At 72.7% G+C, this 24,084-nt stretch carries 22 protein-coding genes and 1 riboswitch; of the genes, 1 reads left to right on the top strand and 21 read right to left on the bottom strand.

Features of this window, described 5'->3' with window-relative positions:
- Positions 1–44 precede the first annotated feature (44 nt).
- The 4 genes from infB to ACH9D2_RS19120 form a co-directional block, all read right to left on the bottom strand.
- Positions 45–2,924 (bottom strand): translation initiation factor IF-2, encoded by a 2,880-nt coding sequence (gene infB, locus ACH9D2_RS19135; RefSeq protein ID WP_396364416.1) that lies wholly within the window; start codon positions 2,922–2,924, stop codon positions 45–47.
- 204 nt (positions 2,925–3,128) lie between these two features.
- Positions 3,129–3,479: a YlxR family protein gene (locus ACH9D2_RS19130; protein ID WP_396364415.1), complete on the bottom strand. Its 351-nt coding sequence runs from the start codon at positions 3,477–3,479 to the stop codon at positions 3,129–3,131.
- 196 nt (positions 3,480–3,675) lie between these two features.
- Positions 3,676–4,656 (bottom strand): transcription termination factor NusA, encoded by a 981-nt coding sequence (gene nusA / locus ACH9D2_RS19125; protein ID WP_396364414.1) that lies wholly within the window; start codon positions 4,654–4,656, stop codon positions 3,676–3,678.
- Between the two features lie 191 nt (positions 4,657–4,847).
- Positions 4,848–5,366: a ribosome maturation factor RimP gene (locus ACH9D2_RS19120; protein WP_396364413.1), complete on the bottom strand. Its 519-nt coding sequence runs from the start codon at positions 5,364–5,366 to the stop codon at positions 4,848–4,850.
- Positions 5,367–5,467: 101 nt separating this feature from the next.
- On the opposite strand from ACH9D2_RS19120, the gene ACH9D2_RS19115 reads away from it, so the two are divergent.
- Positions 5,468–6,412, top strand: a complete 945-nt coding sequence (locus tag ACH9D2_RS19115; RefSeq protein ID WP_396364412.1) for a hypothetical protein — start codon at positions 5,468–5,470, stop codon at positions 6,410–6,412.
- A gap of 27 nt (positions 6,413–6,439) precedes the next feature.
- On the opposite strand, the gene ACH9D2_RS19110 is transcribed toward ACH9D2_RS19115, so the two are convergent.
- The 17 genes from ACH9D2_RS19110 to tsf all read right to left on the bottom strand — a co-directional run bounded on the left by ACH9D2_RS19110 (position 6,440) and on the right by tsf (position 24,044).
- The gene (locus tag ACH9D2_RS19110) at positions 6,440–7,216 is read right to left on the bottom strand and encodes a TSUP family transporter (protein ID WP_396364418.1); all 777 of its coding nucleotides are present in this window, start codon (positions 7,214–7,216) and stop codon (positions 6,440–6,442) included.
- A gap of 40 nt (positions 7,217–7,256) precedes the next feature.
- The gene (locus ACH9D2_RS19105; RefSeq protein WP_396364411.1) at positions 7,257–9,056 is read right to left on the bottom strand and encodes a proline--tRNA ligase; all 1,800 of its coding nucleotides are present in this window, start codon (positions 9,054–9,056) and stop codon (positions 7,257–7,259) included.
- Between the two features lie 148 nt (positions 9,057–9,204).
- Entirely contained in the window at positions 9,205–10,026 is an 822-nt protein-coding gene (locus ACH9D2_RS19100; protein WP_396364410.1) for a GNAT family N-acetyltransferase, read from the bottom strand.
- Positions 10,027–10,077: 51 nt separating this feature from the next.
- Positions 10,078–11,244 (bottom strand): flavodoxin-dependent (E)-4-hydroxy-3-methylbut-2-enyl-diphosphate synthase, encoded by a 1,167-nt coding sequence (gene ispG / locus ACH9D2_RS19095; RefSeq protein WP_396364409.1) that lies wholly within the window; start codon positions 11,242–11,244, stop codon positions 10,078–10,080.
- A 178-nt stretch (positions 11,245–11,422) separates the two neighbouring features.
- Positions 11,423–12,757, bottom strand: coding sequence for a M50 family metallopeptidase (locus ACH9D2_RS19090; protein WP_396364408.1), 1,335 nt, complete (start codon positions 12,755–12,757; stop codon positions 11,423–11,425).
- 195 nt (positions 12,758–12,952) lie between these two features.
- Positions 12,953–13,552 (bottom strand): methionine ABC transporter permease, encoded by a 600-nt coding sequence (locus ACH9D2_RS19085; protein ID WP_396364417.1) that lies wholly within the window; start codon positions 13,550–13,552, stop codon positions 12,953–12,955.
- 56 nt (positions 13,553–13,608) lie between these two features.
- Positions 13,609–14,688 (bottom strand): methionine ABC transporter ATP-binding protein, encoded by a 1,080-nt coding sequence (locus ACH9D2_RS19080; RefSeq protein ID WP_396364407.1) that lies wholly within the window; start codon positions 14,686–14,688, stop codon positions 13,609–13,611.
- Positions 14,685–15,578: a MetQ/NlpA family ABC transporter substrate-binding protein gene (locus tag ACH9D2_RS19075; RefSeq protein ID WP_396364406.1), complete on the bottom strand. Its 894-nt coding sequence runs from the start codon at positions 15,576–15,578 to the stop codon at positions 14,685–14,687. Before ACH9D2_RS19075 ends, ACH9D2_RS19080 begins: the two co-directional genes overlap by 4 nt.
- Positions 15,579–15,677: 99 nt before the next feature.
- A riboswitch (SAM riboswitch) is annotated at positions 15,678–15,794 on the bottom strand.
- Between the two features lie 71 nt (positions 15,795–15,865).
- The gene (gene dxr, locus ACH9D2_RS19070; RefSeq protein ID WP_396364405.1) at positions 15,866–17,140 is read right to left on the bottom strand and encodes a 1-deoxy-D-xylulose-5-phosphate reductoisomerase; all 1,275 of its coding nucleotides are present in this window, start codon (positions 17,138–17,140) and stop codon (positions 15,866–15,868) included.
- 127 nt (positions 17,141–17,267) lie between these two features.
- Positions 17,268–17,540 carry a GlsB/YeaQ/YmgE family stress response membrane protein gene (locus ACH9D2_RS19065; protein WP_396364404.1) on the bottom strand — a complete coding sequence of 91 codons (273 nt, stop codon included), beginning with the start codon at positions 17,538–17,540 and terminating at the stop codon, positions 17,268–17,270.
- A 222-nt stretch (positions 17,541–17,762) separates the two neighbouring features.
- A complete protein-coding gene (locus ACH9D2_RS19060; protein ID WP_396364403.1) occupies positions 17,763–19,394 on the bottom strand; it encodes a sodium:solute symporter family transporter in 1,632 nt (543 codons plus the stop codon).
- A gap of 3 nt (positions 19,395–19,397) precedes the next feature.
- Positions 19,398–19,778 (bottom strand): DUF485 domain-containing protein, encoded by a 381-nt coding sequence (locus ACH9D2_RS19055; protein WP_396364402.1) that lies wholly within the window; start codon positions 19,776–19,778, stop codon positions 19,398–19,400.
- A gap of 163 nt (positions 19,779–19,941) precedes the next feature.
- Positions 19,942–20,544, bottom strand: a complete 603-nt coding sequence (locus tag ACH9D2_RS19050; protein WP_396364401.1) for a DivIVA domain-containing protein — start codon at positions 20,542–20,544, stop codon at positions 19,942–19,944.
- Positions 20,545–20,569: 25 nt separating this feature from the next.
- Positions 20,570–21,526: a phosphatidate cytidylyltransferase gene (locus ACH9D2_RS19045; RefSeq protein WP_396364400.1), complete on the bottom strand. Its 957-nt coding sequence runs from the start codon at positions 21,524–21,526 to the stop codon at positions 20,570–20,572.
- Positions 21,526–22,083: a ribosome recycling factor gene (gene frr / locus ACH9D2_RS19040; RefSeq protein WP_396364399.1), complete on the bottom strand. Its 558-nt coding sequence runs from the start codon at positions 22,081–22,083 to the stop codon at positions 21,526–21,528. Before frr ends, ACH9D2_RS19045 begins: the two co-directional genes overlap by 1 nt.
- Positions 22,084–22,209: 126 nt before the next feature.
- The gene (gene pyrH, locus ACH9D2_RS19035; protein ID WP_396364398.1) at positions 22,210–22,983 is read right to left on the bottom strand and encodes a UMP kinase; all 774 of its coding nucleotides are present in this window, start codon (positions 22,981–22,983) and stop codon (positions 22,210–22,212) included.
- Between the two features lie 230 nt (positions 22,984–23,213).
- Positions 23,214–24,044 carry a translation elongation factor Ts gene (gene tsf / locus ACH9D2_RS19030; RefSeq protein WP_396364397.1) on the bottom strand — a complete coding sequence of 277 codons (831 nt, stop codon included), beginning with the start codon at positions 24,042–24,044 and terminating at the stop codon, positions 23,214–23,216.
- Positions 24,045–24,084 lie beyond the last annotated feature (40 nt).

Below are 24,084 nucleotides of genomic sequence, written 5' to 3'. Positions count from 1 at the left end.
CCGCCGCGGGTGCCCCGTGCTCGCGGCACGGGACTCGGGACGGGTCAGGCGCGCGGCTTCTCGCGCATCTCCCACGTCTCGATGAGGTCGCCCTCGTGGATGTCGTTGAAGGAGCCGAGTCCGATACCGCACTCGTAGCCCTCGCGGACCTCGGTCGCGTCGTCCTTGAACCGGCGCAGCGAGTCGATCGTGAGGTTGTCCGCCACCACGTTGCCGTCCCGGACGAGCCGGGCCTTGGAGTTGCGGCGGATGGTGCCCTTGGTGATGTAGGCACCGGCGATGTTGCCCCACTTGGAGGACCGGTACACCTCGCGGATCTCGGCGGTGCCGAGCTCCACCTCCTCGTACTCCGGCTTGAGCATGCCCTTGAGCGCGCTCTCGACGTCGTCGATGGCGTTGTAGATCACCGAGTAGAACTTCATCTCGACGCCCTCGCGGTCGGCCAGTTCCGTCACGCGCTCGGCGGGACGGACGTTGAAGCCGATGATGATCGCGTTGTCCACGGTCGCCAGGTTGACGTCGTTCTGGGTGATGGCGCCGACGCCGCGGTGGATGACGCGCAGCTGGACCTCCTCGCCCACGTCGATCTTGAGCAGCGAGTCCTCGAGCGCCTCCACGGCACCGGACACGTCGCCCTTGATGATGAGGTTGAGCGTGTCGATCTTGCCGGCGGCCACGGCCTCGTCGAAGGACTCGAGCGTGATCCGCTTGCGGCGCTTGGCGAGCAGGGCGTTGCGGTCCGCCGCCTGGCGCTTCTCGGCGATCTGGCGCGCGGTGCGCTCCTCCGGGGTGGAGAGGAACGTGTCACCGGCCCGGGGCACGGAGTCCAGACCCAGCACCTGCACGGGGCGCGAGGGACCGGCCTCCTCGACGGCCTGGCCGTTCTCGTCGAACATGGCGCGCACGCGCCCGTAGGCGGCACCGGCGACGATCGCGTCGCCGACGCGCAGCGTGCCGGACTGCACGAGCACGGTCGAGACCGCGCCGCGGCCCTTGTCCAGGTTCGCCTCGATCGCCACGCCGCGGGCGTCCTTGTTCGGGTTCGCCGTCAGCTCGAGCGCGCCGTCCGCGGTCAGCACGATCGCGTCCAGCAGCTCGTCGATGTTGAGGTTCTGGCGCGCGGAGACGTCGACGAACATGGTGTCGCCGCCGTACTCCTCGGGGACCAGGCCGTACTCGGTGAGCTGGCCGCGGATCTTCTCCGGGTTCGCCTCGGGCTTGTCGACCTTGTTGACCGCCACCACGATCGGCACGCCGGCGGCCTGGGCGTGGTTGAGCGCCTCGATCGTCTGCGGCATGACGCCGTCGTCCGCGGCGACCACGAGCACGGCGATGTCCGTCACCTGGGCACCGCGGGCACGCATGGCGGTGAACGCCTCGTGGCCCGGGGTGTCGATGAACGTGATCTGCCGCTCCTGGCCGTCCAGCTCGGTGTCGATCTGGTAGGCGCCGATGTGCTGGGTGATGCCACCGGCCTCCCCCTCGGTCACCTTCGTGTTGCGGATGGCGTCGAGCAGGCGGGTCTTGCCGTGGTCGACGTGGCCCATGACGGTGACGACCGGCGGGCGGGCCTCCAGGACGTCCTCGCCCTCGGCCGCGGCCTCGGCGTCCAGGTCGATGTCGAAGGACTCGAAGAGCTCGCGCTCCTCGTCCTCCGGCGAGACCACCTGGATCCTGTACCCGAGCTCGGCGCCCAGCAGCTGGAAGGTCTCCTCGTCGAGGGACTGCGTCTGCGTGGCCATCTCGCCGAGGTGGATGAGCACCGTGACGAGGGAGGCCGGGTTCGCGTTGATCTTCTCGGCGAAGTCCGTCAGGGACGCGCCGCGGCGCAGCCGCACCACCGTGGTGCCGTCGCCGTGGGGCACGGCGACGCCGCCGACGGACGGGGCCTTCATCTGCTCGAGCTCCTGGCGCTTCGCCCGCTTGGACTTGCGCTGCTTGCCGCGGGCACCGCCGCGCCCGAAGGCGCCCTGGGTGCCGCCGCGGCCACCGCGGCCGGGGCCGCCGCCGGGACGGGAGAACCCGCCCCCGCCGCCACCGGGACCGCCGCGGCGGGGGCCTGCGCCGCCGCCGGCCGGCCGGGAGCCGATCGGGGCCACGCCGGTGGTGTGGCCGGGCATCATGTTCGGGCTGGGGCGCGCCCCGCCCGGGCGGGGGCCGCCCTGGGGACGGGGACCGCCCTGGCCCTGCGGACGGGGGCCGCCCTGACCCTGGCCCTGGCCCTGCGGACGGGGACCGCCCTGGCCCTGGCCCTGACCCTGGGGACGGGGACCGCCCTGGCGCTCGGGACGGCCCGAGCGCATGCCCTGCTGGGCGGCGAACGGGTTGTTGCCCGGGCGCGGGCCGGCCGGGCGCGGAGCACCCGGACGGGGTGCGGCCGAGCCCGGACGGGGCGCGGTGCCTCCCGGGCGCGGCGCGGCCGAGCCCGGGCGGGGCGCCCCGCTGCGGCCCATGCCCTGCTGGCTGGCGAACGGGTTGTTGCCCGGGCGCGGGGCCGGGGCGGGTGCCTTGGCGCCCGGGGACGCGGGGCGCTGCGGCGCGGACCCCTCCGGGGCCGAGGACTGCTCGGCGGGCTTCTGCTCGGGCGCCTCCTCGGCAGGTTTCTGCTCGGCGGCCTTCTCGGGCGCCTTCTCCGCTGCCTTCTCGGCGGGCTTGGCGGCGGCCGGGCCCGGGGCGGGCGCGGTGCTGCCGGGCCTGGACGACGTGCTGGGCTTCGACGCGGGCTTGCCGGCCGGTGCCGCGGCGGCCGGGGCGGACTTCTCAGCCTTGCCGGCGAGAGCCGAGCGCAGCTTCTTGGCGACGGGCGGTTCGACGGTCGAGGACGCGCCTCGGACGAACTCACCCAGGGTCTGAAGCGTGGAAATCGCTTCCTTGGACGTTATTCCGAGCTCTTTCGCGAGCTCGTGAACGCGGGGCTTGGCCACTTCTCTCCTGTCTCGGTCCGCACCGAAACAGGTACGAACCACTTATTTTCCGTTGAGGCTCCCGGAGCGTCGGCCGTCGAGGACGGCGCGGGGTCGCGGGAGGCCGTTGGCAGAGCACAACGAAGCACTCATCGCTGGGCACTCATCGGTTTTCCATCGGTTCTCTGACTCGCTTTCCAGTTCTTCACCCGCGTACGGACGTGGTCACCGGTCCGGTCGGACCGCGCGGGCTGCCGTCCGGGGACGGCTGTGGTCGGCACTCGTGCGCCCGGTCGCCGGGCTGTCCGTCGGGGACAGCAGGGCGTCCAACTCGGGGGCGATCGCCTCCGTGTCCACGACTGCCCGGAACGCGCGCCGGAAGGCGCGCCGGCGCAGGGCCGAGTCCAGGCACTCGTGGGAGGGGTGGAGCCAGGCTCCGCGACCGCCGAGGCGCCCGGTCCGGTCGACCACGGCCCGGAGGCCGCTGTCGCCCGGTTCGGTCACCACACGTACGAGCTGGTCAGGGTGTTCGGTGGTCCGGCATCCGATGCACGTGCGACGGGAGTCTGCACTCACTCGCTCAGTACTCCTCGTCTCGCGCCGGGACGTCGGGGACGTCCCGTGCGGGCCGGGAGCCGGCGCCGGACAGGGACCACCAACGATCTGACCGCTGTCCAGTCTATCCCGGGGACCGCCCTGGGCCGAAACCGGGGGCGGGCGGGATCCCGGGCCCGGCCCGGGGGCCGGGGCGCCGGTCCCGCCGAACCGGGGCTCAGCCGCGCTCGGCGGCCTTCGACTCGGGGACGATGTCGATCTTCCAACCGGTCAGTTTCGCGGCCAGGCGGGCGTTCTGGCCCTCCTTGCCGATGGCCAGGGACAGCTGGGTGTCGGGGACGACGGCGCGGGAGGAGCGGGCCCGCTCGTCGAGCACGGTCACCCGGGACACCTTGGCCGGGGACAGGGCGTTGGCGATGCAGCGGGCGGGGTCGTCCGACCAGTCGACGATGTCGATCTTCTCGTCGTGCAGCTCGTTCATCACGGCGCGCACGCGGGAGCCCATCTCCCCGATGCAGGCGCCCTTGGCGTTGATCCCGGACTGGGTGGCGCGCACGGCGATCTTCGTGCGGTGCCCGGCCTCGCGGGCGATCGCCATGATCTCCACGGTGCCGTCGGCGATCTCCGGCACCTCCATCTCGAACAGGCGGCGCACCAGGTCCGGGTGGGAGCGGGACAGCGTGATGGACGGGCCCTTCATGCCGCGCTTGACCTCGACCACGAAGGCGCGGATGCGGGCGCCGTGGGGGTACTTCTCGCCGGGGGCCTGCTCGTGCGGGGGCAGCACGCCCTCCACGGTGCCGAGGTCCACCTGCACCATGTGGGGGTTGTGCCCCTGCTGGATCTGCCCGGAGACGATCTCGCCCTCCCGGCCCTTGAAGTGGCCCAGCACGGCGTCGTCCTCGACATCGCGCAGCCGCTGCAGGATGACCTGGCGCGCCGTGGAGGCGGCGATCCGCCCGAAGCCGGCCGGGGTGTCGTCGAACTCCCCGACCGCCTCGCCGTCCGCGTCCAGCTCCGGGGCCCAGATGGTGACGTGGCCGGTCCGGCGCTCGATCTCGGCGCGCGCCCCCGGCAGCGCACCGGCGGTCTTGTGGTACGCCAGCAGGAGGGCCTGCTCGATGGTGGGAATGAGCAGGTCCACGGGGATGTCGCGCTCACGCTCCAGCAGTCGGAGGGTGCTCATATCGATGTCCATGTCCGGCCTTCCTCGCCTGTCGACCCCCGGGGACGGAAGAGCGCGCCGTCGGGGATGACGGGGCGCCGCCACGGGTCGTGCTCGCGCACTCGTCGTCGCACTCGGTTGTCGTCGCACTGCGGACCGCGGCGCCGGTGGGCGCCGCGGCGTCAACGGCACATCTTACACTCGTGCCGGGTCCGGGCGGCCCGTCAGTCGGTGAACTCGACCTCCACCTTGGCGCGGCGCACGGCGTCGAAGGCCCAGCGCTCCGGGTCGAGCAGCCGGGGCGGCATGCCCTTCTTCACCTGGTGGCTGCGCTGCAGGACCACGCCGTCCTGCTCGACCTCGAGCAGGCGGGCCGTGAACTTCTCGCCCTCCACCGGGGTGACGCGCACCAGCCGGCCGATCGAGCGCCGCCAGTGCCGCGGCGCGGCGAGCTCCCGGGTGGCCCCCGGGGAGGAGACCTCCAGCTCGTAGGCGGAGCCCGGCACGGGATCCGTGCGGTCGAGCAGGTCGGACACGGCTCGGGAGACCGCGGCGATCCGGTCGATGTCCACGCTGTCGGTGCTGTCCTCCGGGAGGTCCACGAGCACCTGGAGCACGAGACCGGTGCCGGTCGGCTTCAGGGCGACGTCCTCCAGGACCAGCCCCGACTCCTCCACCGCCGGGCCGATCAGCTCGGCCAGCCGCCGGGGGTCGTCGGGTCCGGGGGTGCTGCGCTCGCTCACGGGGTCTCCTCGTGCTGTCGGGACGACGGGATCGGTCCTGGAGATCCTATGATGAACCCGGCCCCCCCGCTCTCCCCAGCCCGTCCCCCAGGAGCCTCCCGGTGACCGACTCCCGCACGCCCTCCCCCCGGGCGCTCCCGCTGCTGCTGGGCGTCCTGCTCGTGACCGGCGCCACCGGGGCGTGGTGGCTGGACTCCGCCCGCCCGGTGCCCCCGGACGAGGTCGTGCGCGCCGACGCGTGGCTGCGCACCGAGGCGATGCTCGGGACCCCGGTCCCCGGCCCCGCGCCCGCCGAGCGGCGGGCGGACGTGCGCGCCGACCTGACCCGGCAGCTCGAGGCCCTCGGACCCGCGCCCGACGACCGCACGAGCGCCGCCGCCCGTGCCCGGCACCCGTCCCCCGCGGACGCCCGGGACCCGGGCACCACGGCGTCCGGTGCGCTGCGCACGACGGCGACGGCCCTGGCCGAGGACGCCCTCACCGCCGAGGACCCGGCCCTGGCGCGGGTGCTGGCCGCCGCGGCGGTCTCCCGCGAGACGGCGGCCCGGCAGCTGGACGGGCCCGAGCCCCCGGCGCCGGACGGCACCGATCTGTGCGACGCCGCCGGGGAGCCCGCACCCGGCGGGACGACCGCCCCCGGCGCCGTCCTGTGGTCGGCGCTGGACCGTGCCGACTACGCCTTCGAGGCCCTGGCCGCCCGCGCCGGGGCGCTCCCGCCCGGTTCCGCCGAGCTGCTGGCCCGGGGCCGGCAGGACGTCGAGGACCTCCTGGAGGCCCCGTCCGCCCGGCAGGTGCTCGCGGCCGAGCCCGGGCTGCCGGCGGGCGCCTACGTCCTGCCCGGCGACGTGCGGGAGCACCCCGGCCGGGTCGCGGCCACGGCGGCCCGGGACGTGCAGGAGGCCGCCGCGCACGTCCTCGCACGGGGGGACGCCGGCACGCGGTGCTGGGCGCTCGTGGCGCTCGAGCGCGCGACCGGGCTGCGCGCCGGGCTCACCGGGGACGTCGACGCCCTGCCCGGGGTGGTCCGCGACGAGCCGTCGCCGTGAGTCTCCCGGCCGGGACCGGCGGGCGGCTCAGGACCCCCGCAGGACGTCGACGCCCAGCTTGAGGATGAGCAGCGAGACCACGGTGAGGAACACGACCCGGATGAAGCGGCTGCCGCGGGCCACGGCGGTGCGCGCCCCGAGGTAGCCGCCCAGCATGTTGGACAGCCCCAGGACGAGTCCCAGGCCCCACAGCACGGACCCGTGGCCGAAGAAGAAGACGAGCGCGCCCACGTTGGTGGCGAGGTTGACGATCTTCGCCTTGGCGCTCGCGGCCAGGAAGCTGTAGCCCAGCAGCGTGATCATGGCGATGACGAGGAACGAGCCGGTGCCCGGCCCCATCACGCCGTCGTAGAAGCCGATGACGGTGCCGATGACCATCGCGGTACCGTAGTGCCGCGCCCCGCTGTGGCGCAGCTCGGTGAGCTGCCCGACGGTCGGCCGCGCCACGGTGAACAGGAGCACGGCCACGAGCGCGGCGAGGATGATCGGCCGGAAGACCTCCTCGGGCAGGGACGCGGCGAGCGCCGCCCCGCCGAAGCTGCCGACCAGCGCGACGCCGGCCATGGGCAGGGCCGTGCGCAGGTCGGGGGACGTGCGGCGGTAGAACGTCACGGCGCTCGTGGCGGTGCCGAACACGGAGCCCATCTTGTTGGTGGCCAGGGCCTGGACGGGGCTGATCCCCGGGACCATCAGCACCACGGGCAGCTGCAGCAGACCGCCGCCGCCGACCACGGCGTCGACGAAGCCCGCGGCGAGCCCGGCGACCACCAGCAGGGCGACGACGCCGGGCTCCGTCTGCTCCAGGCCGGAGGGCCCGAGCCAGGCCTCGAGCCCCTGCACGGGCTCAGCCGCGCACGGCTGCGGCGACCACCGCGGCGACGCCCTCGCGGGCCACGTCCTCGGCGCTCCCGCTCGCGCGGTCCTTGAGCTCGAGGAGGCCGTCCTTGAGCCCGCGGCCGACCACCAGCACGGTGGGCACGCCGAGCAGCTCGGCGTCGCCGAACTTCACGCCCGGGGAGACCTTGGGCCGGTCGTCGAAGAGCACGTCGAGCCCCTCCGCCTCGAGCTCGGCCACGACCTTCTCGGCCTCCTCCAGCACCTCCGGGCCCTTGCCGGTGGCGACCACGTGCACGTCCGCCGGGGCGACCTGGCGCGGCCAGATCAGGCCCTTGTCGTCGTGGTAGGCCTCGGCCAGGGCGGCCACCGCCCGGGTGACGCCGATCCCGTAGGAGCCCATGGTCACGGTGACGAGCTTGCCGTTGCGGTCCAGGACCTTCAGCCCCAGCGCCTCCGCGTACTTGCGGCCCAGCTGGAAGATGTGGCCCATCTCGATGCCGCGGGCCGCCTCGAGGGGACCCGAGCCGTCCGGGGCGGGGTCGCCCGCCCGGACCTCGGCGCACTCGAGGACGCCGTCCCAGGCGAAGTCGCGCCCGGCCGTGAGGTCGTAGACGTGCTGGCCGGCCACGTTGGCCCCGGTGACCCAGCGGGTGCCGCGGACCACGCGCGGGTCCACGAAGAAGGGGATCCCGGTCGAGGACTCCTCGCCGAGCACGGCCTGGTCGAGGGACAGGCCCGGACCGATGTAGCCCTTCACCAGCAGGGGGCAGGCGCGCAGGTCGTCGTCGCCGGCCTGCTCCACCAGCACCTCGCCGGAGACGTCCAGGGCGGCGCCGATGCCGGCCTCGATGCGCTTGAGGTCCACGGCGCGGTCGCCGGGCAGGCCCACCGCCACGAGCCGTCGCGCGCCGTCGGGCAGGACGACCGCGAGGACCACGTTCTTGAGGGTGTCGGCGGCGGTCCAGGGCCCCTCGGCACGCGGGTGCAGCTCGTTCGAACGGTCCACGAGCGTGCCGATCGTGGGACTGTTCGGCGTCTCGAGCACCCGCGCCTCCGGGGCACCGGCGAGCTCGCGCTCCTCGGGCACCACGGTGGTCACCGCCTCGACGTTGGCGGCGTAGCCCGCGGGCGAGCGCACGAACGTGTCCTCCCCGATGACCGTGGGGTGCAGGAACTCCTCGGAGCGGGAGCCGCCCATGGCCCCGGACTGGGCCGAGACGGCGACCACGGGCAGGCCGAGACGCTCGAAGATCCGGACGTAGGCCTCCCTGTGCCGGTTGTAGGACTCCTCGAGCCCGGCGTCGTCGACGTCGAAGGAGTAGGAGTCCTTCATGACGAACTCGCGCCCGCGCAGGAGCCCGGCCCGGGGGCGGGCCTCGTCCCGGTACTTCGTCTGGATCTGGTACAGGGTGACCGGCAGGTCCTTGTAGGACGAGTACAGGTCCTTCACGAGCAGCGTGAACATCTCCTCGTGCGTGGGCGCGAGGAGGTAGTCCGCGTCCTTGCGGTCCTTCAGGCGGAAGAGGTTCTCGCCGTAGTCGGTCCAGCGGTCGGTGACCTCGTAGGGCTCGCGCGGCAGCAGCGCCGGGAAGTGCACCTCCTGGGCCCCGATCGCGTCCATCTCCTCGCGCACCACCCGCTCGACCTTCCCGAGCACCCGCAGGCCCATCGGCAGCCAGGTGTAGATGCCCGGGGCGGCGCGGCGGATGTAGCCGGCACGGACGAGCAGCTTGTGGCTGTCCACCTCGGCGTCGACCGGGTCTTCGCGAAGAGTCCGCAGGAACAGGGAGGAGAGGCGCAGCGCCACGTGGGCTCCGTTTCTCCCGGGGAGCGCGGCGAGGTGCGGCCGGGCCCGGGCGTCAAAAGGGTGGGCGGTGCCGACGGCGCCGCTGATTCCGGTCAAATCTACACCCCCCGCCCGGCCCGCCGCGCCGGGACGGGCGTCCCGTGCGGCCTCAGAGCAGCACGGTGGCGAAGGTCCCGACCCGCTCGAAGCCCACCCGCCGGTACGTGGCCAGGGCCCGGACGTTGTAGTCGTTGACGTAGAGGCTGACCACCGGCGTGTTCAGCCGGGCCAGGCGCACTGCGGCGGCCATGCAGGGGGCCGCCAGTCCCCGGCCGCGGTGCGACGGGTCGACCCACACGCCCTGCACCTGCGCCACCCCGCGCACCACCGAGCCGAGATCGGCCTTGAACACCACGCGGCCGCGGTCGTCGGTGAGCACGAGGCAGCGCCCCGCCTCGACGAGCGCGGACACCCGGTCCCGGTACCCGCGGTCACCGCCCGTGTACGGGGAGTAGCCCACCTCCTCCTCGAACATGGCGGCGCTCGCCGGGAGCACGGCGGGGAGGTCCTCGGGCCGGGCGACGCGGACACCGGGGTGCGGCGGGGTCGCCGGGTCGCGGTCGATGGCCAGCAGGGGCTGGACGGGGCGCAGGTCGAAGGGCCGGGGCCAGGACCGCTCCACCCGGGACCACAGCCCGAGCACGAGCTCGGCGGGGCCGAACAGCGAGGCGTGCCGGGACCCGCCCCGTCGCAGGTGACCGCCGACGAGGTCCAGGCCCTGGGCGTCCAGGGCCACGGGCACCACGTTCGTGCCCACCCAGCAGGCACCGGTCAGCTGCCCGTCCGGGCCGGCCGTGCCGACCACGGGCGGGATCCGCGAGCCCATGCTCCGGCGGTACGACTCGACGTGGGCGGCCACGAAGGCGTGGGCGACCGGATCCGCCCCGAGCAGCCGGTCCAGCTGCGCCGGATCGACCTCCCCTGCCGGCACCAGCCGCGGCGCCGTCCTCCGCTGCGTCCTCAACCGCCCGTCACCGGCCCGTCAGCTGACGCTCACGACGGGACTGCCCGCCGTGGTCTCCCCGTTCTCGTCCGTCTCCATCTCGGCGGCGATGCGGTTGGCCTCCTCGATGAGGGTCTCGACGATCCGGTCCTCGGGGACGGTCTTCACGACCTCGCCCTTGACGAAGATCTGGCCCTTGCCGTTGCCGGAGGCCACGCCGAGGTCGGCCTCGCGCGCCTCGCCCGGCCCGTTGACGACGCAGCCCATCACGGCCACCCGCAGCGGGACCGTGAGTCCCTCGAGGCCCGCCGTCACCTCGTCCGCGAGGGTGTAGACGTCCACCTGCGCGCGGCCGCACGAGGGGCAGGAGACGATCTCGAGCTTGCGCGGGCGCAGGCCGAGGGACTGCAGGATCTGGTTGCCGACCTTGACCTCCTCGACGGGCGGCGCCGAGAGCGAGACCCTGATGGTGTCGCCGATGCCCTGGGAGAGCAGGGCGCCGAAGGCGGTGGCGGACTTGATGGTGCCCTGGAAGGCGGGGCCGGCCTCGGTCACGCCGAGGTGCAGGGGCCAGTCCCCGCGCTCGGCGAGCAGCTGGTAGGCCCGGACCATGGTGACCGGGTCGTTGTGCTTCACGGAGATCTTGAAGTCGTGGAAGTCGTGCTCCTCGAACAGGGACGCCTCCCACACCGCGGACTCCACGAGGGCCTCGGGGGTGGCCTTGCCGTACTTGTCCATGATCCGCTGGTCGAGCGAGCCCGCGTTCACGCCGATCCGGATGGACACCCCGGCGGCCTTCGCCTCGCGGGCGATCTGCCCGACCTGGTCGTCGAACTTGCGGATGTTGCCCGGGTTCACGCGCACGGCCGCGCACCCGGCCTCGATGGCGGCGTAGACGTACTTCGGCTGGAAGTGGATGTCGGCGATCACCGGGATCGGGGACTTCATGGCGATGATCGGCAGGGCGTCGGCGTCGTCCTGGGACGGGCACGCCACCCGGACGATGTCGCAGCCGGTGGCGTTGAGCTCGGCGATCTGCTGCAGGGTGGCGTTGATGTCCGTGGTGGGGGTGGTCGTCATGGACTGCACGCTCACCGGCGAGTCGGAGCCGACGCCCACGGACCCGACCCGGATCTGCCGGGTCTTCCGGCGCGGGGAGAGGACGGGCTGGGGCGCGGCGGGCATGCCGAGGCTGACCGGGGTCAAGGAGTTCCTCCGAGGAATCGAGGGCAGGATCTGGAGCGGTGGCGCCGGGACCCCGTCACCGGGGCCGTCGCCGGTTCCCATTGTGCCCCATGCACCGGAGCCGACCCCGGCGCGCGGGGCGGAATTCCTCCCTCGCCGAACGCCCCGCGGCGCCGCCCCCGGGGCCCCCGGGAAGTGCTCAGAAGAGCCGGACCGGCTTGACGATGTCCGCGTAGACCAGCAGGACGGACATCCCGATCATCAGCACGGCCACCGCGTAGGTCACCGGCAGCAGCCGGGCGGGGTCGAACGGGCCGGGGTCGCGCCGGCCGAGCAGCCGCGCGCTCCCCCGCCGCAGCGCCTCCCACAGGGCCCCGGCGACGTGCCCGCCGTCGAGCGGCAGCAGCGGGAGCAGGTTGAACACGAACAGCGCCAGGTTGACGGAGCCGACCAGCCCCACGAGGGAGGCGGCCTTGTCCCGCAGCGCGATCTCCTCGTGCGCGGCGATCTCCCCCGAGATCCGGCCGACCCCCACCACGGAGATCGGCCCGTCGGGGTCCCGCGGCGCGTCGGAGAACGCAGCCTCCGCGACCTCGTAGATCCGCTGCGGCAGGTGCAGGACGACTCCGGCGATCTGCTGCAGCCCGTCGAGAACCGCCCCGGGCACCGCGGTCAGCGGCTGCCGGACGGGCTCGGTGGTGGGGCTGATCCCGATGAAGCCGACCTCCTCGTAGCGGGGGGCGCCGTCCTCCCCGGTCACCGCGGCCCCGGAGCCGTCGAGCACGGGACGCGAGGACAGGATCGGGGTGAGCTCGGTGGACACGGTCCGCCCGTCCCGCTCGACCACCACCGGGATCCGCTCCCCGGCCCGGTCGCGGATGCGGCCGGTGAGTTCGTCCCAGGAGGCGACCGGGGCGCCGTCGACGGCCGTGACGACGTCCCCGGGGCGCAGGCCCGCGGCGTTCGCGGGGGCCTGCGGGTCCTCCGGGCGGCACTCGGTCTGCCCGGCGGTCTGGCGCTCGGCGGTGACCACGCACTCGGAGACCCACGCGACCGTGGTGGTGGGCGTCGCCGTCCCGAAGCCGGAGAGCAGGACGGCGAGGCACAGGGCACCGAGCAGCAGGTTCATCACCGGGCCGCCGAGCATGATGACGATCCGCTTCCACACGGGCAGGCGGTAGAACACGCGGTCCTCGTCCCCGGGGGCGAGCTGGTCGGCGGCGGCGCCGCGCGCCTCGGCCGCCAGCTGCTGGAACACGCCGGTGCTCGAGGCCCGGGCCGTCGCGCCCTCACTCGCCGGCGGGTACATCCCCACCATCGAGATGTAGCCGCCCAGCGGGACCGCCTTGAGCCCGTACTCCGTCTCGCCCCGCCGGCGGGAGAACACGGTGCGCCCGAAGCCGACCATGTACTGCGTGACGCGCACGCCGAAGAGCTTGGCCGGCACCAGGTGGCCGATCTCGTGGAGGGCGATGGAGACCGCGATGGCGACCGCGGCCAGCAGCACGCCCACGAGGAACAGCGCGACGCCCATCCGTCGGACCTCCCGGGATCGTCGAAGGTCCCCGGCGGGCGCCGGGGACGGCGGGTCCGTGCGCTCGGCACGGCGAGGACCAGTCTGCACCACCATCCTGGACGGTGCGTGGCAGGCGCACCAGTGCACGACGACGGCCGGTGCGCCTCCCGGAGGAGACGCACCGGCCGTCGCGGGGCGCGCGGGCGGCCTGCCTCAGCGGCGCAGGATCCGCCGGGCCAGTCTGTTGCCCACCACCTGCACGAGCTGGACCAGGACCACGATGACGGCGACCGCCGCCCACGTGACCTCGTCGTTGAACCGCTGGTAGCCCAGCCGCAGGGCGAAGTCGCCCAGGCCGCCGGCGCCGATGGCCCCGGCCATCGCGGACATGTCCGTGATGCCGATGACCAGGAAGGTGTAGCCGAGCACGAGGGGGCCCAGCGCCTCGGGCAGGATCACCGTGGTGATGATCCTGGCGCGGGAGACCCCCATGGAGCGGGCGGCCTCGACGACGCCGGGGTCCACGCTCATGAGGTTCTGCTCCACGATGCGCGCCACCGCGAACATCGCCCCGATGGTCATCGCGAAGATCGCCGCGTTGGGCCCGAGCCGGGTCCCGACGACCTCCTGGGTCACCGGTCCGAGCGCGGCCAGCAGGATGATGAACGGGATCGGCCGGACGAAGTTCACCACGAGGTTGAGCCCCTCGTGGACCGCGCGGTTCTCCAGGATGTTGCCGCGGCGGGTGACGTAGAGGCCCACGCCCACGAGCAGTCCGAGCGCACCGGCGAGCAGCAGCGTGACGGCCACCATGTAGAGGGTCTCCCCGAGCGCGGCCAGCAGCTCGGGTCCCAGGACGGACCAGTCGTTCACGCGGCCACCTCTCTCAGGGTCGTGATGCGGGACATCTCGTCGACCACGGCCTGCACAGCCGCGTCCTCGCCCGTCAGCTCGAAGGTCAGGGACCCGAAGGACTGCTCCTGGAGCACGCTGATCCCGCCGTAGGCGATGGTGAAGCGGACTCCGCGGGCGGCGCCGTCGGAGAGCACCCCGCCGATGTCCACGCCGTCGCCGACGTCCACGATCACCAGGCGGCCGCGGTGGGCGCGGCGCAGCCGCTCCACCTCGCGGGCGTCGGGCACCGAGTGCAGGACGGAGGAGACGAAGCGGCGGGCGGTCTCGGTGCGGGGCCGGGCGAAGATGTCCACGGTGGAGCCGTGCTCCACGACCTTCCCGTCCTGCATCACGGCCACCCGGTCGGCGATCGCCCGGACCACGTCCATCTCGTGGGTGATGATCACGATGGTGATCCCCAGTTCCCGGTTGACCCGCTGCAGCACCTGGAGCACCTCCTGCGTGGTCTCCGGGTCGAGGGCGCTCGTCGACTCGTCGGCCAGGAGCAGCTTCGGACTGGTCGCCAGGGCGCGGGCGATGCCCACGCGCTGCTTCTGCCCGCCGGAGAGCTGCTCCGGGTAGTTGCGGGCCCGCGCGGACAGGCCCACGAACTCGAGCAGCTCGGCCACCCGGGCCCTGCGCTTCTCCTTGGGCCAGCCGGCCCGCTTGAGCGGGTACTCGACGTTGCCGGCGACGGTGCGGGAGGTGAAGAGGTTGAACTGCTGGAAGATCATGCCGATCTCCTGCCGCACGGGCGCCAGCTCGGTCTCGCGCCGGCCGGCCACCTCGAAGCCCTCCACGGTCAGGGAGCCCGAGGACACGGGCTCGAGCCCGTTGATCAGGCGCACCAGGGTGGACTTGCCGGCCCCGGAGTAGCCGATCACGCCGAAGATCTCGCCGCGGCGGACGTCGAGGCTGACGTCGTCGACCGCGAGCACCTCCCGCGCCGCCCGCCCCGAGCCGGTGCGGAAGGTCTTGGAGACGTTGCTGAAGCGGACGAGCACCTCGTCCGGGCGCCCGGGTGAGGGCGGCCCGGCGGGGACCGCCGCGCTCACTGCTCCTGGTCCTTGAGCTCCTGCTGGTAGCGCTCGGTCAGCTCCTGCAGCTCCTGCTGCTCCAGCTGCAGCGGCACGGCGGTGTCCTTCGTCTCCGTCATCTCGGCCTCGAGCACGGGCTCCTCGTGGTAGAGGCCGGCCACCTGCTGGAGGGTCTCGTCGTCGGCGAGCTCCTCGGTCGTGGTGAAGAGGTTGACATAGGCGCGCGAGCCCTCGGCCTCGGGGTCGTCCTGGGCGAGCGCCGACTTCGGGTCGATGTCCGCCCGCGAGAGGAAGTCGTTGTTGATGACCGAGCCGGCCACCGAGTCCAGCGAGAGCACCGTCTGCTCCGCGGAGACCGGGGTGACCTTCACCGTCGAGGCCTCGGTGTCGACGTCGAGCTCGGTGGGGATGAGGGTGTCGGAGGTCAGCTCGACCAGGCCCGCGGACTCGAGGACGAGCAGGGCGCGGGAGAGGTTCACGGCGTCGTTGGGCACCGCGATCTCGTCGCCCTTCTGGAACTGCTCGACGGAGTCGTACTGGTTGGAGTACAGGCCCAGCGGGTAGATCGAGGTCGAGCCGATCGGGGTGATCGAGCCCCCGGCCGAGTTGTTGTAGTCCGCGAGGAACGGGATGTGCTGGAACCAGGTCATCTCCACGTCGCCGGACTCGGTGGCGGGGTTCGGCTGGTTGTAGTCGGAGAAGTCGACGTACTCGACGGTGATGCCCTGCTCCTCGGCCAGCTTCTTGAGGGCGTCGTGGGTCGGGTCGGTGCCCACGACACCGATGGTGACCTTGTCGTCGGCGAGGACGCCCTCGCCGGAGGACTCCCCGGCGGAGCCGCCGCAGGCGGTGAGGGTGAGGCCGAGGGTCGTGGCCAGGGCGAGGAGGGGGAGGCGCTGCGATCGCATGTGGTGCCTTTCCGTGGGTCCGTAGGTGTCGGAGGTTCCACCAGGGCCGGGATCCGGCGGCGACGGCCGATCGGCGCGCGGAAGGGCGCGGTGGGCGTCGAGCCGTACTTGCCGCCGACCGTCGTCGGCCGTGGCCGGATGGTTCACCTGGGGCACCCCACTACGGGAGAGGGTTGCCGCCCAGCAAGCCAGGGCTTCGTGCTGGGACTCGTCATCCGGCGGACAGACTAGCACGGCGGCGCCGGGGTCCGGTGCCCCGGTGCGGGCGCCCGGGCGGAGGCGCCCGGTCAGCCGGCGAGGACCTCGCGGGCCCGGCGGCGGGCCCGGCGCTCGGCCGCCAGGACGGCCTCGAGCTCCAGCGGGCCGTCGTCGTCGTGCTCGTCCAGCACCGCCGCGACCGTGTCCACGATGGCCGGGAACCGGATGCGGCCGTCGTGGAAGGCGTGCACCGCCTCCTCGTTGGCCGCGTTGAACACGGCGGGGAACGTCCCGCCCCGCTCCCCCGCCGCCTTGATGAGCTCGACGGCGGGGAACGCCACGGGGTCGAGGGGCTCGAAGGTCCACTCGGTGGCGCGCGTCCAGTCGCACGGCAGGGCCGCGCCGGGCACCCGGTGGGGCCAGGCCAGACCGAGGGCGATGGGCAGGCGCATGTCCGGGGGCGAGGCCTGGGCGAGGGTGGAGCCGTCCACGAACTGGACCATGGAGTGGACCACCGACTGCGGGTGGACCACCACGTCGATCCGCTCGAGGGGCACCTCGAAGAGCAGGTGGGCCTCGAGCACCTCGAGGGCCTTGTTCACCATGGACGCCGAGTTGGTCGTCACCATCAGGCCCATGTCCCACGTCGGGTGGCGCAGCGCGTCCGCCGGCGTGACCGTCTCGAGCTCCGCCCGGGACCGGCCGCGGAACGGGCCGCCGGAGGCCGTCAGCACGAGCCGGTCCACCTCCCCGGCGGAGCCGCCGCGCAACGCCTGCGCGAGCGCGGAGTGCTCGGAGTCCACGGGGATCAGCGCGTCCGGGTCCCCGGTGGCCGCGGCGGCCGCCTTGACGAGGGCGCCGCCGGCGATCAGCGACTCCTTGTTCGCCAGGGCGAGCTTGTGCCCGGCCCGCAGCGCCGCCAGCGTGGGGGCGAGCCCGATGGAGCCGGTGATGCCGTTGAGCACGAGTTCCGCGCCGGGATGGGCGGCGGCCGTGGACGCGGCGTCGGGGCCGTGCTCGATCTCGGGGCGGTAGTCCCCCGCCCGGGCGGACGTGGCCCGCTCCGCGATCAGGCGGGCCAGCCGGGCGGCGTCCTCGCCGGTGCCGCTCGTGGCCACGAGCGCGGCGCGGGTCTCGACGGCCTGGTCGGCCAGCAGCTCGAGGCGGCTCCGTCCGGCGGCGAGGGCGACCACGGTGAACGGGGGCTGCCCCTCGAGTTCGCGCGCGGCCCGCACGACGTCGAGCGCCTGGGTGCCGATGGAGCCCGTCGAGCCGAGGACGCTGATCCTGCGGGGACCGGCGGCGACCAGGGCCTGCAGCTCGGGCGTCTGACGGGTGCGGGGCGAGGAGGCGAGGGGCGTCATGGCCCCAGTATCCCTCGGAGGCCGCCCAGGACCGGTGCCGCGGCGGTGCGCCGCCCCGGGCGCGGACGCGACGAGGCCCCGTCCACCGGGAACGGTGGACGGGGCCTCGCGGACCGGTGAGGTCGGGTCAGTGCGTGGCGCGGCCCTTGCGGCCGGTGATCAGGCCCCAGATGAGCAGCACGATGAGCGCGCCGCCGATGGCGAGGAGCCAGGTGGTCAGCGAGAAGAAGGTGCTGATGTCGACGCCGAACAGCGCCGAGCCGATGAAGCCTCCGAGGAGGGCGCCGACGATGCCGAGGATCATGGTGACGATGATTCCGCCACCCTGGTTGCCCGGCATGATGAGCTTCGCGAGGGCGCCGGCGATGAGGCCGAGGACGATCCAACCGATGATTCCCATGATTGCTCCTTATCCGTCCCGGGAGGGACTTTTAGTGTACGCAACCGGCCAGTATCCCTGGAATACCCTGAACCGGCTTCGTTACCCACAGTAGCCGACGGTCAGCTCGCTGTCTTTTTACTTTAGCGAAAAATTGGGAGGTCTCCGGGAAACGGCCCGGCCCGCCGGAAGCCGGAGCTTCGGGCGGGCCGGGGGTCGTCCCAGGTGGGAGCGGAGTTCGACTCAGTGGGCGACGGGCTTCTCGGCACCGATGCCTGTGAGCGAGCGCACCTCCATCTCGGACTGCTTGACCGGGTCCTCGAGGCGGCGCTCCGTCATGGAGCCGATGAAGCCCAGGAGGAAGGAGGCCGGGATCGAGACGAGGCCCGGGTTCTGCAGCGGGAACCACGCGAAGTCGGCCGTCGGGATCATCGACGTCTCGGCACCGGACATGACCGGGGAGAAGACGATGAGCCCCACGGACATGATCAGGCCGCCGTACATGGACCAGACGGCGCCGCGGGTGGTGAAGCGACGCCAGTACAGGGAGTACAGGATGGTCGGCAGGTTCGCCGAGGCCGCGACCGCGAAGGCGAGCGCCACGAGGAAGGCGACGTTCTGGCCCTGTGCGCCGATGCCGCCCGCGATGGACACCAGGCCGATGACCACCACGGTGGTCTTGGCGACCTTCAGCTCCTTGCGGGGGTCCGAGTCGCCCTTCTTGATGACGCTCGTGTAGATGTCGTGGGCGAAGGACGCCGAGGCCGTGATGGCCAGGCCGGCGACGACCGCGAGGATCGTGGCGAAGGCCACCGCCGCGATGATGCCCATCAGCAGCGAACCACCGAGCTCGAACGCCAGCAGCGGGGCCGCGGAGTTCACGCCGCCCGGTGCCGCCTGGATCCGCTCGGCGCCGATGAGGGCCGCCGCGCCGAAGCCCAGGATCAGGGTGAACAGGTAGAACAGGCCGATCAGCGCGATCGCCCAGACCACCGAGGTGCGGGCCTCCTTGGCCGTGGGCACCGTGTAGAAGCGCATCAGCACGTGGGGCAGGCCCGCGGCGCCGAAGACGAGGGCCAGGCCCAGGGAGATGAAGTCGAGCTTGCTGGTCTCGCTCACGCCGTACTTCAGTCCCGGCTCGAGGATGGCCGGGTTGCCGGAGACGGCGACCGCGTCACCGAGCAGCGAGGAGAAGTTGAAGCCGTACAGCGCCAGGATCCAGACGGTCATGACCGCCACGCCCGAGACGAGCAGGACCGCCTTGATGATCTGCACGTAGGTGGTGCCCTTCATGCCGCCCACGAGGACGTAGACGATCATGAGCACGCCCACGACCACGATCACCAGCGACTGCCCCGCCCGCGAGCCGATGCCCAGCAGCAGCGACACCAGGGCACCCGCACCGGCCATCTGCGCCAGCAGGTAGAACGCGGACACGGCGAGGGTGGAGATGGACGCCGCCACGCGGACGGGGCGCTGGCGCAGGCGGAAGGACAGCACGTCCGCCATCGTGAACTTGCCGGTGTTGCGCAGGAGCTCGGCGATCAGCAGCAGCGCCACGAGCCAGGCCACCAGGAAGCCGATCGAGTACAGGAACCCGTCGTAGCCCTGGATCGCGATCGCGCCGACGATGCCCAGGAAGGACGCCGCCGAGAGGTAGTCGCCCGCGATGGCCAGGCCGTTCTGGGTGCCGCTGAAGCCGCGGCCGCCGGCGTAGTAGTCGGCCGCCGTGGCCGTCGACTTGGAGGCCCGGAGGACGATGACCATCGTGACGACGACGAACGCGCCGAAGATGGAGATGTTGATCCAGGGCGTCCCGACCGTCTCCGTGGTGGTCGTCGCCATGGGCGCGAGCGCGGTGTGCAGGGTGCTCATCGATCAGTTCTCCTGTCCGTGGGCGCCGCCGGGAGTGCCGAGTTCGGGCTCGAGGCGCTCGCGGATGGCCGTGGCTTTCGGGTCCAGCTTGCGGTTGGCGAAGGACACGTAGGCGCCCGTGATCGCGAAGGTCGTGACGAACTGGAGCAGACCCAGGACGACGCCCAGGTTGACGTTGCCGACGACCTGGATGGCGAACAGCTGCGGCACGTACATGGCGAGCACCACGTACAGCAGGTACCAGACCAGGAAGACGACGGCGAGCGGGAAGACGAAGCCGCGGTGGGTCTTCCGCAGCTCCTGGAACTCGGGCGACCGCTGGGCCGCGGGGAAGTCGACGTCGGCGACGAGGTCGTCGGCGTCGATGGGTGGCTGGTTGGACATGGGCTACCTCCTCATGTGATGCGGCCCACACTAGGCCGTTGTATGCACAGGAGCAAGGTGAATCACCGAAAACTTCGCTTTCAGGCGTCGTCTGTGACATCGAACGGCGTTTCTGGACGTTGCCTGATCCAGCATGTATACACAGAGGCTTCGGGGCCTCGGTTCAGCGAGAGGCCAGGAGGAGCTGGACGGCGCGGTCCAGGAAGGCGTCCACCTGTTGCTCCTCGTAGCTGCGTTCGCCCTGCGCGGGCGGGAAGACGGCCCTCCGCAGCTCGGCCGGCTCGAGGGGGGCCGCGCCCTCCAGCCGGGATCCGAGGCGCTCGCACAGGACGTCCACGTGGGCCGCGGAGTAGCCCGGGGCCCGGGGCCGGGAGGGGCGCCGGAAGCGCTGGGTGCGCGGCCGGTCGAGACGGTTCCGCAGCAGCCGGGTCAGGTCGTCGAGGTGCTCCTGCCAGGCCTCGGGGCCCCTCGCGCGCAGGCACCGCTCGCGCTCGGCGGCGGCGAGCGCGTCCTCGGCCGCGTCCAGGAGCGCGTCGACGGCCTCCGGCCGGTAGCCGCCCCGTGCGCCGGCGAAGACCGTGGCGCGCACCTGCGTGCTGTTCAGGCCACGGGCCGGGTCCCCGGGCTCGTGCGGGGCGCTCGCGAGGGCCGCGTGCACGGCGGCCAGGAACTCGTCCACCTGGGCGACGTCGTAGCCGCGCTCGCCCTGGGCGCACCGGGGGATGCGGGCGGTGGGCTTCCGGGCTGCCGGGCTCTCGGAGGGCATGTGCTGCGGGTCCTGGACGCCCGGATCAGGCGCCCGCGGCGAAGAGCGCGAAGAGCAGGTACCCGGCGGGGACGGCGAAGAGGATGGAGTCGATCCTGTCCATCACTCCCCCGTGGCCGGGCAGGAGGGTGCCCATGTCCTTGATCCCCAGCTCGCGCTTGACCATGGACTCGGAGAAGTCGCCGAGGGTGGCGGCGAGCACGAGGACACCGGCCAGCACGGCGCCCTCCCACCAGGCGTGGTCGAGCAGCAGGACGGCGCACAGGATGCCGATGACCACCGAGCCGCCCAGCGAGCCGGCGAAGCCCTCCCAGGACTTCTTGGGGCTGATCCGCGGCGCCATGGGATGGCGACCCCAGACCACACCCACGGCGTAGCCGCACGTGTCCGAGCCGATGGCCAGCAGGATCACGGTGAGCACCTTCAGGGGGCCCGCCTCGGTGTGGTAGAGCAGCAGGGCGATGCTGAGCAGGAAGCCCACCCACACCAGGGCGAAGACGGATCCCATGATCGACAGGACCATGCCGTCCCGGTCCCCCAGGGCCCGCCACACGATCACGAGCGTCAGCCCCACGATCACGGCCATCATGAGCGCCTCGCCGCCACCGGCGAACGCGGCGACGGGCATCAGCACGCCCGCGGTCACCGCCGGCACGCGCGGAATGGCGATGCCGCGGTAGCGCAGCGACCGCCCGACCTCCCAGACGCCGATCCCCGCCGCCGTCCCGGCGAAGAGCGCCAGGACGAGGGGCTGGACGAACAGCCCGACGAGCAGGGTCCCGATGAGCACCACGGCGACGCCCACGGCGGCCGGCAGGTTCCGGCCGGCGCGCGAGGGGGCGGTGTGCCGGCGCCCCGGCGTGGCGGGGTTCGTCACGGCGCCGCCCGGGGCGGGCTCCTGCTGGGCCCGTGGGGAGAAGGCCCCCCCGGCGGTGCCGGAGGAAGCCTTCGTCTCCTGGTGCGGTCGTCGCTGGTGCGGCATCAGACCTGCAGCAGCTCCGCTTCCTTGTTCTTGAGCATCTCGTCGATCTGGTCGATGTGCTTCTTGGTCGAGGCGTCGAGGTCCTTCTCCGCGCGCTTGCCCTCGTCCTCGCCGATGTCGCCGTCCTTGACGGCCTTCTCGATCAGGTCCTTGGCGTGCCGGCGGATGTTGCGCACGGAGACCCGCGCCTCCTCGGCCTTGTGGCCGACGACCTTGACGTACTCCTTGCGCCGCTCCTGCGTCAGCTCCGGCATGACCACGCGGATGACGTTGCCGTCGTTGGCGGGGTTCGCCCCGATGTCCGAGTTGCGCAGCGCCTTCTCGATGTCGTTCAGGGCGGAGCGGTCGTACGGCGTGATGAGCAGCGTGCGCGCCTCCGGGTTCTGGAAGGACGCGAGCTGTTGGAGCGGGGTGGGAGTGCCGTAGTAATCGACCAGCACGCTCGAGAAGAGGGACGGGTTGGCCCGGCCCGTGCGGACCGCGGCGAAGTCCTCCTTGGCGCCGTCCACGGCCTTGCCCATCTTGGTCTTCGCTTCGGACATGGTCTCTGAGATCACGTAGGGGCTCCTTCGTCGTGGCGCACGGACTCCTCCGCGCGGGGTCGGTCCGGCCGGTCGCCGCGCGGTCGCCGCGCGGCCCGGCCGTGCTGGCCCCAGTCTAACCGGGGGTCGTCCTGCCCCGGCTCACGCGGTGACGAGGGTGCCGATCTGCTCCCCGAGGATGGCGCGGGTCACGTTGCCCTCGCCCTCCATGCCGAACACGCGCATCGTCACGTCGTTGTCGCGGCACAGGCTGAAGGCCGTCTGGTCCATGACCCGGATGTCGCGCGCCAGGGCCTCGCCGTAGGTGAGGGTGGTCAGCCGCTGGGCGTCCGGGTTGATGCGGGGATCCGCGGTGTAGACGCCGTCCACCCCGTTCTTCGCCATGAGGACCTCGTCCGCGTGGACCTCGAGGGCGCGCTGGGCCGCGACGGTGTCGGTCGAGAAGTAGGGCAGTCCGGCACCGGCGCCGAAGATCACGACACGGTCCTTCTCCATGTGGCGGATGGCCCGGCGCGGGATGTAGACCTCGGCCACCTGCTCCATCTTGATCGCGGACTGCACGCGGGTGTCGACCCCGCACTGCTCCAGGAAGTCCTGCAGCGCCAGGCAGTTCATGACGGTGCCGAGCATCCCCATGTAGTCCGCCCGGGAGCGGTCCATGCCGGCCTGGGAGAGCTCGGCGCCGCGGAAGAAGTTGCCGCCGCCCACCACGATCGCGGTCTCGACCTGGCCCACGGTGGCCGCGATCTGCTCGGCGATGTCGCGGACCACGCGCGTGTCCACCCCGATGGAGCCGCCGCCGAAGACCTCGCCCGAGAGCTTGAGCAGCACCCGGCGCCGGGTGGGGGCGACCCGCGGGTCCCTGCTCAGGCGCAGGGCCTCGTCCTTGATCTCGGACGCAGAAGTGGTGGGCATGGTTCCTCCCGGCGACGACGGAGCAGCGTGGACGGCTCGACCCCGCGAGGGTGCAGCTGGCTCGGGGCCGGGCCTACCTCAGCATACAGAACACGCCTGTCCCCCGATGCCCTCCCCCCGGGCCCTGCGGGCGTCGCCGCAGGTCGGAGCGGGAACGACGAAGGAGGCGCCCCTGCGGTGCAGGGGCGCCTCCTTCGCGGGGCGGGCGCAGGGCGCCCGGACGGGACCGGTCAGGCGCCGACGCGGAAGCGGGCGAAGGCCGTGGCGGTCGCGCCGGCCTCCTCGAGCACCTTGCCGACGGTCTTCTTGGAGTCCTTGGCGAAGTCCTGCTCGAGCAGGACGACGTCCTTGAAGTAGCCCTTGAGCCGGCCGTTGATGATGTTCGGGAGGATCTTCTCCGGCTTGCCCTCGGCGCGAGCGGTCTCCTCGGCGACGCGCTTCTCCGACTCGACGGTCTCGGCGGGCACGTCCTCCTGGGACAGGAACGTCGGGGACATCGCGGCGATGTGCACGGCGACGTCGTGGGCGACCTGCCCGGCGTCGGCGCCGGCGACGGCGAGCAGCACGCCGACCTGCGCCGGGAGGTCCTTGGACGTCTTGTGGAGGTAGACGGCCACGTTGTCGCCCTCGACGCGGGCGATGCGGCGGACGACGACCTTCTCGCCGAGCAGGGCACCGGTCTCGGTGACGAGCTCGGCGACGGCCTTGCCGTCGACCTGGGCGTCCATGAGGGCCTCGAGGGTGGTGGCGTCGGCGGCCACGGCGGCGTCGAGCACCTTGTTGCCGAACTCGACGAACGGGGCGGACTTCGCCACGAAGTCGGTCTCGGAGTTGACCTCGACCATGTATCCGACGGTGCCCTCGACGCGCGCGGCGACGAGGCCCTCGGCCGTGGCCCGGCCCTCGCGCTTGGTGACGCCCTTCAGGCCCTTGACGCGGATGATCTCCTGCGCCTTCTGGAGGTCGCCGTCGGCCTCGTCGAGCGCCTTCTTGACGTCGAGCATGCCGGCGCCGGTGCGCTCGCGCAGGGCCTTGATCTCAGTGGCGGTGTAGTTCGCCATGGAAACTCCTCACGTAGACGGTGGTGCCGGCCGGGGCGGG

Source organism: Kocuria rhizosphaericola, assembly GCF_044462205.1.
Classification (GTDB): domain Bacteria; phylum Actinomycetota; class Actinomycetes; order Actinomycetales; family Micrococcaceae; genus Kocuria; species Kocuria rhizosphaericola.
This window is presented reverse-complemented; position numbering and strand designations above follow the sequence as displayed.

Bases quoted from the DNA above. Each gene is read 5' to 3' on its own strand.
- ACH9D2_RS19055 (WP_396364402.1), bottom strand. From the start codon at position 19,778: ATGTCCAACCAGCCACCCATCGACGCCGACGACCTCGTCGCCGACGTC.
- ACH9D2_RS19075 (WP_396364406.1), bottom strand. From the start codon at position 15,578: ATGCGATCGCAGCGCCTCCCCCTCCTCGCCCTGGCCACGACCCTCGGC.
- ACH9D2_RS19090 (WP_396364408.1), bottom strand. From the start codon at position 12,757: ATGGGCGTCGCGCTGTTCCTCGTGGGCGTGCTGCTGGCCGCGGTCGCC.
- ACH9D2_RS19045 (WP_396364400.1), bottom strand. From the start codon at position 21,526: ATGCCGCACCAGCGACGACCGCACCAGGAGACGAAGGCTTCCTCCGGC.
- ACH9D2_RS19060 (WP_396364403.1), bottom strand. From the start codon at position 19,394: ATGAGCACCCTGCACACCGCGCTCGCGCCCATGGCGACGACCACCACG.
- dxr (WP_396364405.1), bottom strand. From the start codon at position 17,140: ATGACGCCCCTCGCCTCCTCGCCCCGCACCCGTCAGACGCCCGAGCTG.
- ACH9D2_RS19050 (WP_396364401.1), bottom strand. From the start codon at position 20,544: ATGCCCTCCGAGAGCCCGGCAGCCCGGAAGCCCACCGCCCGCATCCCC.
- tsf (WP_396364397.1), bottom strand. From the start codon at position 24,044: ATGGCGAACTACACCGCCACTGAGATCAAGGCCCTGCGCGAGCGCACC.
- nusA (WP_396364414.1), bottom strand. From the start codon at position 4,656: ATGGACATCGATATGAGCACCCTCCGACTGCTGGAGCGTGAGCGCGAC.
- ACH9D2_RS19065 (WP_396364404.1), bottom strand. From the start codon at position 17,540: ATGGGAATCATCGGTTGGATCGTCCTCGGCCTCATCGCCGGCGCCCTC.
- ACH9D2_RS19085 (WP_396364417.1), bottom strand. From the start codon at position 13,552: ATGGTGGCCGTCACGCTGCTGCTCGCCGGTGCGCTCGGACTGCTCGTG.
- pyrH (WP_396364398.1), bottom strand. From the start codon at position 22,983: ATGCCCACCACTTCTGCGTCCGAGATCAAGGACGAGGCCCTGCGCCTG.